Below are 11,276 nucleotides of genomic sequence, written 5' to 3' on the forward strand. Positions count from 1 at the left end.
GTACCTCGGTGCGTCGCTCCTGAACGCATGAACTGAGAGAGGATTGAAATGACCAAGAAGATCATGTGTGCCTTTGGCACCGATATCGACTCCGTCGCGGGTTGGCTGGGCTCCTACGGTGGTGCCGACAGCCCGTCCGACATCCAGCGCGGCATTTTTGCGTCCGAGGTCGGCATTCCGCGCCTGCTGCGGCTCTTCAAGAAATACGACCTGCCGACGACCTTCTTTGCCCCGGGTCACTCGATCGAGACCTTCCCGGACCAGATCAAGATGATTGTCGATCACGGTCACGAGCTTGGCGCCCACGGCTACTCGCACGAGAACCCGGTCGCGATGACGCCGACGCAGGAAGAGGAAGTCCTCGTCAAGTCGATCGAGGTGATCGAGAAGATCTCGGGCAAGGCGCCGCGCGGCTATGTTGCGCCGTGGTGGGAGATGTCGTCCTCGACCGCCGCTCTTCTTCAGAAGTACGGCTTCAGCTATGACCACTCGCAGGGCTATCGCGACTTCCAGCCGTTCTATGCCCGCGTCGGCGACGAATGGACCAAGATCGACTATTCGAAGCAAGCCAAGGAGTGGATGAAACCGCTCGTCCACGGCAAGGAGATCGACCTCGTCGACATCGCCGCGAACTGGTATGTCGACGACCTGCCGCCGATGATGTTCATCAAGAAATCGCCGAACTCGCACGGCTTCGTCGACCCGCACGTGATCGAGCGGATGTGGCGCGACCAGTTCGACTGGGTTTACCGCGAGATGGATTACGCGGTCTTCGCCTTCACTATCCACCCCGACGTGTCGGGCCGTCCGCAGGTGCTGCTGATGCTCGAGCGGCTGATCGAATATATCAACGGCCATGAAGGCGTCGAATGGATGACCTTCGAGGATATCGCGACCGACTTCCGCGCGCGTTACCCCTTTGCCGGTGCTGCGCGCCCCGAGGTGATCTGAGATGTGCAACGCCTGCGGCTTTCCCGCCCGGCCCGGTGTCTGGACCGAGGCGGGAGCCGAAACGGCGATGGACAAGATGCGTGCGCAACTGATGCAGGGGGCGGTGATCAACCGCCTCCTGCGTCCGCACGGGCTGGTGGCGTCGGATGGTGGCACCGTTCCGGGCATTCAGCTTTCGACGATGACCGGTGCAACGACCATCGTCGATGACCTGCCGATGCTGTGGGAAGAGGTCGAGCGGCAGCTTGGCCACCCGCTCGATCCCTTGGCGGACTAACATGCGACTGACGATCCTTGGCGGCTATCTGGGCGCAGGCAAGACGACCTGGCTGCGCCACCAGATCCATGCCGGTGACATGGCGGGGGCAGTGATCCTTGTGAACGAGGCCGCCCAGACGCCGGTGGACGATGCGTTGCTCAAAGGGGTCTTCCGCACGCTGCCGGGCGGATGCGCCTGCTGCGAGGGGCGCGAGGACATGCTTGCCGCCCTGAGTGAACTTGCCGATCTGGCAAGTAGGGGCGAGGACGTGTCGCATGTTGTCCTTGAAACATCCGGCCTTGCCGATCCCGGCGCGATCATGGCGGCGGTGCAGGGTGATCCGGTGCTGGTCCATCACGTCCGTTTCGACCCGATCCGGGTGGTCGTCGACGCGCTGCATGGCCTGGCACAGCTGCGCAGCGAACCCCTTGCGCGTCGGCAGGTTGCAGCGGCGGATCTGCTGACCGTGACCAAGTCCGATGCTGCGCAGCCCGGCGATCTCGCCCGTCTCGTCGCGACGCTGCGTGCGCTTAACCCGCATGCGAGCCTGAACTTCACGGTGCGCGGCGAAGAGATCGCGCCGCCCGATTTGCCCTGGGCGGAACCCGAAGACCTGCCGCGTCTGCCGGAAGAGGGGCCGCTGCCCGCGCCGATGCGTCTGACCGTCCCGCCCGGCACCGACTGGACGGCGTTTTCGGTCTGGCTGTCCGCGCTGCTGCACGCGCGGGGCGACGACCTCGTGCGGGTCAAGGGCGTGGTGCGCACGCCTGCGGGGCGGCTGCTTCTGCAGACCGTGCGGCGCGTCGTGCAGCAACCCGAGATCCTGCCCGAGACGTCCGCCGCGCAGGACAATGTCGTGGTGTTCATCGGGCGCGGTTTCGACCAGAAGACGCTCGAACGATCATTCTCCCGCTACGTGATAGGTGAGGGTTAGGCGACGCGGATCGCCACGCCCCCTGCGCGTGGGTCATGCCCGCCATCGACCGTGCCGTCGGGCAGGCGCCGGATGATCCCGGCCGTTCCGGCCAAGGGGCTCAGCGCTTCGATCGGGCTGAGTTCGTGACCAAGCGCGGCGAGTGTGGCCAGAACTTCGGCCCCGGCATCTTCCTCGATCTTCAGCGTGTCGCGGCTGTCCGAGAAGGTGCGCCCAAGCAGGAACCGCGGCAGGCGCAGCGCGTCCTGTGGCGAAAGCCCGAAATCGAGGAGCGCCGTCAGCAAGAGCACCAACGTCTGCGGCTGCCCGTCCGCGCCCTGCGTTCCGTAAAGCAGATGCGGGCGCCCCTCGCGCAGCGACATCCCCGGATTAAGCGTGTAGAAGGGCCGCTTACCCGGCGCGAGCGCATTCGGGTGCGCGGGGTCATGGCTGAAGGCTGCGCCGCGGTTTTGCCACAGGATCCCGGTATCGCCCGCCATCACGAAGCTGCCCCAGTCGAAATAGGTGCTTTGCAGCACGCTGACCGATTGGCCGTTGGCATCCGTCACGCCAAACCAGACCGTATCGCCATGTTGCCAAGGCTGCGGCCAGGGCAGGGCGCGCGCCGGATCGACCAGCTTTCGCTGCGCAGCGAGATAGGTGGGCGACAGCAGCGTTTCTGCATCTGCCGAGGGCCCGAAATCGGGATCGGCAATCGCATTGCGGTCAAGAAAGGCGCGCTTGATGGCCTCGACAGCTAGGTGGAAATGCTGCGCAGAACCGGGGCTAAGGCTGGTCATGTCGAACTGCGCCAGAACCCCCATAGCCTCAAGCGTCGCAAGCCCCTGCGCGGGCTGAGGCGGGGCCAGCAACTCCTCGCCGCGATAGTTCAGGCGCAGCGGTTCAGCCCGGCGACAGCGCGTCGCGGCGAGGTCGGCTGCGCGGATCGGAGACCCTGCTGCTTCTAGCCCCGCAGCGATGCGGGCCGCCAGCGCCCCCTCGTAGAAAGTACGCGCGCCCTGATCCGCGATCGACTGCAGGGTTTCGGCAAGCTCGGGCTGCAACAGCGTCGCGCCGATGTCGGGCGCCTCGCCGTCCGGCAGGAAGACTCGCGCAAAGTCGGGATAGGCCCGCGCCTCGTCGAGCCGCCGGGTGAGCCAGTAATGGTATGAGGGCGTGACCGGAACGCCCTCGCGCGCGGCCGAGATCGCCGGAGCGATCAGATCCGCCAGCGCCCGTCCGCTCCCCGATCTGCGCGACATCGCGAGGGCATCTTCCCACGAGGCAACGAGGCAGGCGGTCGTCAGGGCGGCCTCGGGGCCACGAACCGGGATCGGTGCATCGGCGCACGCGGCCGTCGCGGCCTGACCGATGCCCATCAGCACCTCAGCCTCGCCCGCAGCATCGGCGACGATCCAGATCGCATCGCCGCCGAGCCCGCAGAAATGCGGCATCGAGACGGCCAGCACTGCCGAGACGGCCACCGCCGCCTCGAGCGCCGTTCCGCCACCACGTAACACCTGTGCGCCGGTCTCAGAGGCAATCGGGCAGGGGCTCGACACCATTCCTTCAGACATGGAGATCCTCTCAGGCGGGAGCGAAGAGCCGCGCGCGCGGCTGTTCGAAAGTTATCTTGCCTGCCTTCATACCCCAGAGCGGGCGCTCGATCTCTGCCACGGCAGCGGCGGGCGAGGCGGCGGGAAGCAGAACGAAATCGGCCGCAGTTCCGGGCATGATCCGCGCCTCGCGGCCCAGCAGCCGGAACGGCTCGGTCGAGACCATCGCGAAGCACTGCGCCAGATCGGCCTCGGCGCCAAGCTGCGCGACATTGGCGTAAAGGTTCGCCATCCGCGTGAGCGAGCAATCGCCATAAGGCGTGAAGGGGTTCAGAACGTTGTTCGTCGCCACCGTGCAGCACACACCTTCGCAGGCAAACCGATGGGCCGGTGCGACACCGCGCGGGATCAGGTGGTCGTGGTCGCGCCCCATGATGAAGAGGTCCGTCGCCGGCAGGACCGTCAGGGCGATGCCGGCGTCTTTCATCAACGCGATGCTCTCGGCCAGTTGCGCCGGAGGCAGGGCCGAAAGCTTGGTCACGTGCCCCACCGTGACGCGGCCCTGCATCCCGTGGCGGATCGTCTGGCGGGCGACTTCGTCGAGGTGCCGCCAACTGGTGTCGAGGTCGAAGTCTAGGTGAAAGTCCAGGTCGACGTCATAGGCGTGGGCGATCCGGAACAGCCAGTCGATCTGCGCCTTCGGGTTAGTATCGGTATAGGGACAGCCGCCCAGAACCTCGGCCCCCGCGTCGAGCGCCCGCAAGAGCAGAGCATCGGTGCCGGGCAGGTTTGTCAGACCCTCTTGCGGGAAGACGCAGATCTCGAGATCGAGCGCCCAGGCGAAATCCTTTTTGAGCTGGCGCACCGCCTCGAAGCCCATCAGCCCGATCACCGGGTCGATCTCGACCTGGGTGCGGATCAGCGTTGTGCCTTGTGCGATGGCCTTGCGCAGCACGCGCGCGCCGCGTTCATAGAGGTCTTCGGGCGTGAAACCTGCCTTGGCGCGGCTGACGGCGCCGATCGCGCCTTTCAGCGTGCCCTCGGGATTGGCGCAGCGATCTAGGATGCAGGCCTTGTCGAGGTGCAGGTGACTGTCGGCAAAGCCGCGGATCAACAGACCGCCTTCGCCGTCGATCACCGGAGCCTCGCTCGCAATTCCCGCCGAGACCGCAGTGATCATCCCGGCCTTCACGGCGATGTCGACGGGGGCGGAGATGTCCTCCGCCAGCCGAACGTTGCGGACAACCAGATCGAGTGTCATTACCTCCCCCTTCCTTGCGGACCAAGGACCCCAGATAGGGGGCAAGGTCAATGCGGCGCCGACGCGCCCAACGGTGCGCCCCCAGGTTGCCGACCAAATGGTCAAAGCGTTGCCGGAGTGCCCGAATTTTGCGCGCGAAGATATGCCGTGCATGCGGCGCAAGCGACAGCTATCCTTTGGCACCACTTACGAAAATATACGGAGCGAGAGATGGCGCAGTCCCGCGTACATGACGTCGACGCGCTGCCCGAAGAGGCGCGCATCGTCCACGATTTCCTCGAAGCCTCGATGAAGCCCGACCCCGAGAAGGCGGCGACTTACATGTCCGAGGATGTCGTCATCACCTTCACCGGTGGGCGCGTATATCACCACGCCTCGGGTCCGACCGAGTTCAACGCGATGCGCTACAGCTGGGTCAAGAAAGACATGGTGAGCTTTGACGTCGCACAGGGCGCCGAGGGGACGGTGGTCTATTCGACCGGTACGCTTTACGGCGAATGGCCCGACGGCACGCCCTTCGAGGGGAACCGCTATGTCGACCGCTTCGTCGTGAAGGGCGGCAAGATCGTCAAGATGGACGTCTGGAACGACTCGGCCGAGCGGATCCTGATCCGGCGTGGCATCACAGCCTGAGGTGATGGGCGCGCGCGGCGCGACTTGCCTTGCGCCGGCGCCGCTATATGCTTCGGGCGAGGAGTGAGATGGCCCGAGACCCGATCAGCCCCCCTGTCATGCCCGGCGCCGATCGTCTTGGCGCGCTCTTGCCGCATGTCGCGGGAGGACAGGGCGACGACGTCTGGCTCGATGTGCTTTCGGCCGTCGACCGCACCTATGCCGATCTCGTCGACTACCAGGAACGGCTCGAGCGGCAGAACCGCGAGCTTGAGGATCTGCGTTCGTTCCTCGGCTCAATCCTGTCCTCGGTTTCGGATGCGCTGATCGTGCTGTCGCGGCAGGGGATCGTGGTCGAGACCTCGGCCTCTGTTGGTACGTTGACCGGACGGATCGCCGCGGAATGGCACGGCGCGCCGCTGGCAGAGATGTTCCTGCCTGACAGTCTCGCTGCGATCGACAAGGCGCTGGCAGAGGCCGCGAACCTGCGCGCCCCGGTGACCATCGAGGCGGCTCTGAAGGGGGCAGAGGGTGCCGCACCGCTCGAACTTTCGATCAGCCCCCGCATTGACGATCGTGGTCGCGTTGCGGGTTATGTGCTCAGCGGCCGTCCTCTGGGCGAGCTTCGTCAGGCCTATTCCGCCCTGGCGCGCAGCCACGAGGAACTCAAGGCGACCCAGGCGCAGCTTGTCAGGAACGAAAAGCTCGCCTCGCTGGGCCGGTTGCTCGCCGGCGTCGCGCATGAGCTCAACAACCCGATCAGTTTCGTCTACGCCAATGCCCATGCGCTCGAACGCTATGTCGGCAAGTTCGAGACCTATTTCGAGCGTGTGCAGGCCAGCGCCTCGCGCGAGGAACTGATCGCGCTGCGCAGCGAACTCAAGCTGGATCGCGAGGTGCGCAACCTGCGCGACGCCGTCTCGGGCGCGCGCGAGGGGGCCGAACGGGTGCGCGATATCGTCGAGGATCTGCGGCGGCTCAGCGCCGAGGGCTCGGGCGAGATGGTGTCGTTCGATCTGGTCGATACCGCGCATGTGGCGGCGAACTGGGTGCGGCGCGGGTCCAAGACCGCGGCGGAGGTTGTTTTCATCGGGGCGCCCGAACTTATGGTGCGCGGCCGTCCCGGCCATGTGCAGCAGGTGGTGATGAACCTCGTGCAGAACGCCATCGACGCGCTCGAGGGGCGAAAGGATGGCCGCATCGAGATTGGCGCCGGTGTCGAGGACGGTCGCGGCCAGCTATGGGTGCACGACAATGGCCCCGGTGTCTCGGCCGAGGTGGCGCAGGCGATCTTCGATCCGTTTGCGGTGTTTGATCGACAGGGCATAGCCCTCGTGCCGGGTGGTTCTGCCGTCGATCGCTGAATATCTCGCCTTCTGCGCGACATGCGGCGTGACGCAGGCTTGCCGCAGGTCGGCGACGAACTCGGCGGCGTCGAAGCCCTTGTCGGCGCCCAGCGTCAACTGCCGCGTCGATCCGGGGGAGTGGCGGTGGATCATGTCCAGTGCGGCGCGCCGTTCCGCGTGACCGTCGGCCTGCGTCAGGTCGCCCTGCACGATCAGGCCGTTGCGGTTCTCCATCAGCGCATGGCCGATGAAGCAAAGCATCGCGCCGGTGCCGGGGGATTTCTTGTAGAGCCGGGCATCCGGGTCGGTGGTTGAGGCATGGGTGGCATTGGACCGCTTCTCGCCCCGGAAATCGACTTCCGCATTACGGTTCTGGCGGGTGGGACGGGACATCGGGTCGGTCTCGGACGGTGTCGGTTCGGGGTGGTCTTCGGTAGGGTTGTCTTGACCGGACGGGCCGCCCGGATCGTCGTCAGACGGCGTGTCGGTCGCCTTCGGCTGGAAGCTCTTCATGGAGGCCCAGGCCTTCACCAACGTGCCATCGACCGAGAAGTGGTCGTCCGACAAGAGCGGCGCCACCTCGCGATGGGCCAGGATCGCAGCCATCACCTTGCGCGACATGTCGGTTGTCAGCAGCCGGTCGCGGTTCTTGCTGAACACCGTGGGAACCCAGACCGGGTCGTCGATTCCCAGCCCGACGAACCATCGGAACAGCAGGTTATAGTCCATCTGCTCCATCAACTGCCGTTCCGAGCGGATCGAGAACAGGATCTGGATCAGGCTCGCCCGGATCAGCCGCTCCGGCGCAATCGAGGGGCGGCCGAAATCGGTGTAAAGCTCCTCGAACTCGCCATCCAGGCTCGCCAGCGCGTCGTTCACCACCTGCCGGATCTTGCGCAACGGATGCCGCGCGGGGATGCGCGCCTCCAGATCGACATAGCTGAACAGCGACCCGCTCGTCTCGTCCGTCCCGCGCATCATAACCCCCGCCGTTATCGTGCCGACGGTGAATCATGTTCTCATACCTCTGTCGAGGCGGGACTATTTCAGCGGCCTGTTATTGCTGCCATGCCACTGGAAAAGAAGTCCAACCTGAAGGTCAAGTCACTCAAGCAGATACTTGCACTGACCGGTGGGGTGACCTCGCGCATTTTCGCCCTGATCAAGGATCTTTCCATCGACGCCATTGCAACAGGTGATGAATGCATCACCGATGACGCAATCGCAAAATGGACACCGGTTTGGTCGCGCCATGCGAACGGCAATCGGCGGCTCGAGAAGTCCGGGGTGTGAAGCCGCACCCGCTGCCAAAAACTGTCGCGCCGCTGCCAGACGAGTTGTTGTCAGGTTGGTTGTCTCGGTTGGCTGCGGCCAACTACTGTGATGACGCCGAACTGCTGGCTCATATCAAGATCGATACCGCGCATGGCACCGCCTTGGACTTCGGCATTGACGCGGTGGCGGCAGAGAAGATTGCCAGCGCTGCACGTGTCGCCCCAGACGTCGTGCGATCTTTGACCTTTCCAGCAATGACGCCACGAGAAGCCTCGCTGACGGCACAGATGCCATTCCAGCATTGCCCGCAATGCTCCCGAGAGGGCCTTTCGCTCAGGCATTGGAGGCGGGCCTGGGCATTCGACTGCCAGGTTTGCGGGACGAGACTTGTGCAGACGCTCGGCAAGGACGGTGGTGAACAGATGCCCGAAAAGCTGATAAATCGTGCGCGCCACGGCGCAGCGCGGCTTGAATACGCCGCGCGATTACGCAGTCTCAGGCAACTTCGGCGCGCAATGCGCGCGGTCACCTTTGCCATATCATTAAAGGCCTTCCGCGGAGATCCGGCATACGCTCTTCAGAGCCACAAACCAGAAGTGAGGCTGTTCGGCCTTGCTGCCATTGATGCCGCCCGATCACGTCCGCTGGTCAAAGCGGCCATCTCAAGCTCCGGCATCGACGACTATGCAAGGGTTGCTCTATTGCGCGCCTTCGAGAAAGAGCCACGTCTGCTTGTTGCGGTTGATCATATTGCGCAAAGGCGCGCAAGAAGCACAGGCCCGACGACAGCCGAATCTCGCAATTAAGGGCAACGCGACACCTGAGCAGTACTGCCCGCCGAAACGGCGAGAGCAACAAGCTCCACATCGGCCTCAGCGCGCCCTTCGGCCGCGAGTTCCTGATCCGCCTCATCGACCGCTTCGAGAAGACCTGCCCGGACATCGAGGTCACCATCCAGGACGGTTCCTGCCGCAGGTGTCGCGTTGCCCTTTAATCTGAGACGCGACGCGTTTAGGGGCAACGCGACAGTCGGTCTTCGCCATCGGCAACCCTTTCGGTCTCGATTGGACACTGACCACGGGCATCGTTTCGGCGCTCGACCGCGAGATCCCGACGCTGTCAACGGCGGAGCAAAAACCGGCCACGGGGCGGCGCAAAAGCAGGCCACTTTCTTGCGCGCTTGAGCCCGCCGGGAGGGCGTAGCCCTCCCGGCGGGCTCAAGCGCGCATTGCGGTTTTCTATGGGGTCTGGCCGGCGTTTCGGGCCCGACTTTGCGCGAGCCTGTAGCTCTCGCCATTCATCTCGAGGATGTTGACGTGGTGGGTCAGGCGGTCGAGCAGAGCGCCGGTCAGCCGCTCTGTTCCGAAGGTCTCGGTCCATTCGTCGAACGGCAGGTTGCTGGTGATGAGCGTGGCGCCGCGCTCGTAGCGTTGCGAGATCATCTCGAAGAGTAGCTCGGCGCCGGTCTTTGACAGAGGCACGAAGCCCAGTTCATCGATGATGAGCAGTTTGACCGAGGCCAGCTGCTTCTGGAGCCGCAGGAGGCGGCGCTCGTCGCGGGCTTCCATCAACTCGTTGACCAGTGCCGCGGCCGTAGTGAAGCTGACCGACATTCCTTTCTGACAAGCGGCCAGTCCCAGCCCCAGAGCAACATGCGTCTTGCCCGTGCCACTCGGTCCGAGCGCAATGACGTTTTCGCGCCGCTCGATCCATTCGCAACGGGCGAGGTCCAGTACCTGCATCTTGTTGAGCTTCGGGATCGCCTTGAAGTCGAAGCTGTCCAGGCTCTTCTTGGCGGGGAACTTTGCAACCTTGATCCGGCGTTCGATCATCCGTCCCTCGCGGTCGATCAGTTCCAGTTCGACCAGTCGGGCGAGGAACTGGACGTGGTCCAGGCCCTCGGCTGCACATTGGCGCGCCAGCTTCTCGTGCTCCCGCAAGAAGGTCGGGAGCTTCAGCGTCTTCAGGTGATGAGCAAGCAGGATCTGCGGCGCACCGGTCATGCCGCGTCTCCCGACAGCAGAGACATGTAGCTTGCCGCCGAGGTGGTCCCCACGTTGGCCCGCGGCAGGTAGGGATAGACATCGAGGTCCAGCTTCGGCGGCCGTTTCTCAACATGGCAGAGAGCGAGGTGCTTCACGGCATCGAAGCCGACCGCGCCCAATTGCAGGGCCTTCTTCACGGCCGCGTGGAGATCATCGATGTCGAAGGTTTCCAGCAGGCGCAAAACCTGCACATATTCCCGGCGTCCCGCCTTGATCATCCGCGCCTCCATCAGGCGGCGCAGGGTTGCGAACTCAGGCGGCAGGTTCCATTCGGCAAGAGGCGCGGCCTGATCCAAAGCATTGATCTTCCTCTCGATGAGCGGAAGGTAATGCACCGGATCGAACACCATGTCCTCGCGGTCATAGCAGCGGGGATGGCGTGCGATGAGCTCCCCACCGCAGCCGATCACAACCTCGTCGACATAGCCCCTGATCCAGACATCGCGGTGGCCGTAGGCGACCGGCACCGAGTAATCGTTGGTCTTGTAGCGCACCAGCGCTTGGGAACTGACTCGCCCGGTGGCTTGGTCGCAGGCATCAAACGGCGCGGGTGGCAGATCAGACATCACGACCAGATCTCGCACGAGGCGTTCCCCGATGGTCTCGGACTGGCCGCGCTGAACATCCGCCTGACGTTTGCGACACTGCTCCTCCAGATAGGCGTTGAACGAAGCCCAACTCACAAACCGCGGGACCGGGACCATGAAGTTGCGGCGGGAATAGCCTGTCCGTCGTCAGAACATTTGGCACACTTCGCGGCGTAGATTAGCGGAGTGCGGGCTTCGTCTGGGGATTGATGTTAGGCGGCGAGCTTGCGGTGCTGCAAGCGCCGATATTCGATGGTCTGTCGCTTGATCCTTTCGCGCTGTTTGATGATGCCCGGCGCCCTTCCGAAGTAGGCGTCGGCAGGGGTCACGTTGGCCAGGCTCTCGTGGTAGCGCTGGTGATTGTAGTGCTCGACGAAGGCCTCGATCTGGGCCTCGAGGTCGCCGGGCAGGAAGTAGTTCTCCAGTAGGATGCGGTTCTTCAGGGTCTGGTGCCAGCGCTCGATCTTGCCC

The 11,276-nt window shown here is 64.3% G+C and carries 11 protein-coding genes and 3 pseudogenes; 8 read left to right on the forward strand and 6 right to left on the reverse strand.

Annotated features, from left to right (window positions below; all coding sequences use genetic code 11):
* Nucleotides 1-48: 48 nt before the first annotated feature.
* Genes G455_RS0118940 through G455_RS0118950 form a run of 3 tightly spaced genes read left to right on the forward strand, consistent with a single transcriptional unit; the run spans nucleotide 49 to nucleotide 2,144 of the window.
* Complete coding sequence (locus tag G455_RS0118940) at nucleotides 49-951, forward strand: polysaccharide deacetylase family protein (RefSeq protein WP_028095131.1); 903 nt, start codon at nucleotides 49-51, stop codon at nucleotides 949-951.
* A 1-nt stretch (nucleotide 952) separates the two neighbouring features.
* Complete coding sequence (locus tag G455_RS0118945) at nucleotides 953-1,228, forward strand: hypothetical protein (protein WP_028095132.1); 276 nt, start codon at nucleotides 953-955, stop codon at nucleotides 1,226-1,228.
* Between the two features lies 1 nt (nucleotide 1,229).
* Nucleotides 1,230-2,144, forward strand: coding sequence for a CobW family GTP-binding protein (locus tag G455_RS0118950; protein WP_028095133.1), 915 nt, complete (start codon nucleotides 1,230-1,232; stop codon nucleotides 2,142-2,144).
* Here G455_RS0118950 and G455_RS0118955 read toward each other — a convergent pair.
* Entirely contained in the window at nucleotides 2,141-3,700 is a 1,560-nt protein-coding gene (locus G455_RS0118955; protein WP_229861838.1) for a gamma-glutamyltransferase family protein, read from the reverse strand. The genes G455_RS0118950 and G455_RS0118955 overlap by 4 nt on opposite strands.
* Nucleotides 3,701-3,710: 10 nt before the next feature.
* Complete coding sequence (locus G455_RS0118960; RefSeq protein WP_028095135.1) at nucleotides 3,711-4,940, reverse strand: amidohydrolase family protein; 1,230 nt, start codon at nucleotides 4,938-4,940, stop codon at nucleotides 3,711-3,713.
* Between the two features lie 210 nt (nucleotides 4,941-5,150).
* On the opposite strand from G455_RS0118960, the gene G455_RS0118965 reads away from it, so the two are divergent.
* Nucleotides 5,151-5,573 (forward strand): nuclear transport factor 2 family protein, encoded by a 423-nt coding sequence (locus G455_RS0118965; protein ID WP_051312630.1) that lies wholly within the window; start codon nucleotides 5,151-5,153, stop codon nucleotides 5,571-5,573.
* A gap of 98 nt (nucleotides 5,574-5,671) precedes the next feature.
* Nucleotides 5,672-6,802: pseudogene (locus G455_RS26135) on the forward strand (sensor histidine kinase); the annotation flags it as partial.
* Here the strand turns inward: G455_RS26135 and G455_RS24690 are convergent.
* Nucleotides 6,791-7,876: an IS5 family transposase gene (locus G455_RS24690; RefSeq protein WP_051312631.1), complete on the reverse strand. Its 1,086-nt coding sequence runs from the start codon at nucleotides 7,874-7,876 to the stop codon at nucleotides 6,791-6,793. The pseudogene G455_RS26135 and the gene G455_RS24690 overlap by 12 nt on opposite strands.
* A 90-nt stretch (nucleotides 7,877-7,966) precedes the next feature.
* Between G455_RS24690 and G455_RS0118980 the strand changes: the two genes are divergently transcribed.
* From G455_RS0118980 to G455_RS27210, 3 genes and pseudogenes are all read left to right on the forward strand, one after another.
* The gene (locus G455_RS0118980; protein WP_028095137.1) at nucleotides 7,967-8,191 is read left to right on the forward strand and encodes a hypothetical protein; all 225 of its coding nucleotides are present in this window, start codon (nucleotides 7,967-7,969) and stop codon (nucleotides 8,189-8,191) included.
* Complete coding sequence (locus G455_RS0118985) at nucleotides 8,188-8,979, forward strand: TniQ family protein (protein WP_028095138.1); 792 nt, start codon at nucleotides 8,188-8,190, stop codon at nucleotides 8,977-8,979. Before G455_RS0118980 ends, G455_RS0118985 begins: the two co-directional genes overlap by 4 nt.
* Before the next feature lie 220 nt (nucleotides 8,980-9,199).
* A pseudogene (locus G455_RS27210) lies at nucleotides 9,200-9,286 on the forward strand (S1C family serine protease); the annotation flags it as partial.
* Between the two features lie 125 nt (nucleotides 9,287-9,411).
* On the opposite strand, the gene istB reads toward G455_RS27210, so the two are convergent.
* From istB to G455_RS0119000, 3 genes and pseudogenes are all read right to left on the reverse strand, one after another.
* Nucleotides 9,412-10,176: an IS21-like element helper ATPase IstB gene (gene istB, locus G455_RS0118990; RefSeq protein ID WP_028095139.1), complete on the reverse strand. Its 765-nt coding sequence runs from the start codon at nucleotides 10,174-10,176 to the stop codon at nucleotides 9,412-9,414.
* Nucleotides 10,173-10,943, reverse strand: a pseudogene (locus G455_RS24695) (Mu transposase domain-containing protein); the annotation flags it as partial. The gene istB and the pseudogene G455_RS24695, both read right to left, overlap by 4 nt.
* A 74-nt stretch (nucleotides 10,944-11,017) precedes the next feature.
* The coding region (locus G455_RS0119000; RefSeq protein WP_028095140.1) for an integrase core domain-containing protein at nucleotides 11,018-11,276 on the reverse strand (259 nt) is incomplete at its 5' end.

Source organism: Pseudodonghicola xiamenensis DSM 18339 (assembly GCF_000429365.1).
GTDB lineage: Bacteria > Pseudomonadota > Alphaproteobacteria > Rhodobacterales > Rhodobacteraceae > Pseudodonghicola > Pseudodonghicola xiamenensis.

Bases quoted from the DNA above. Each gene is read 5' to 3' on its own strand.
- G455_RS0118965 (WP_051312630.1), top strand. From the start codon at position 5,151: ATGGCGCAGTCCCGCGTACATGACGTCGACGCGCTGCCCGAAGAGGCG.
- G455_RS0118940 (WP_028095131.1), top strand. From the start codon at position 49: ATGACCAAGAAGATCATGTGTGCCTTTGGCACCGATATCGACTCCGTC.
- G455_RS0118980 (WP_028095137.1), top strand. From the start codon at position 7,967: ATGCCACTGGAAAAGAAGTCCAACCTGAAGGTCAAGTCACTCAAGCAG.
- G455_RS0118945 (WP_028095132.1), top strand. From the start codon at position 953: ATGTGCAACGCCTGCGGCTTTCCCGCCCGGCCCGGTGTCTGGACCGAG.
- G455_RS0118955 (WP_229861838.1), bottom strand. From the start codon at position 3,700: ATGTCTGAAGGAATGGTGTCGAGCCCCTGCCCGATTGCCTCTGAGACC.
- G455_RS0118960 (WP_028095135.1), bottom strand. From the start codon at position 4,940: ATGACACTCGATCTGGTTGTCCGCAACGTTCGGCTGGCGGAGGACATC.
- istB (WP_028095139.1), bottom strand. From the start codon at position 10,176: ATGACCGGTGCGCCGCAGATCCTGCTTGCTCATCACCTGAAGACGCTG.
- G455_RS0118950 (WP_028095133.1), top strand. From the start codon at position 1,230: ATGCGACTGACGATCCTTGGCGGCTATCTGGGCGCAGGCAAGACGACC.
- G455_RS24690 (WP_051312631.1), bottom strand. From the start codon at position 7,876: ATGCGCGGGACGGACGAGACGAGCGGGTCGCTGTTCAGCTATGTCGAT.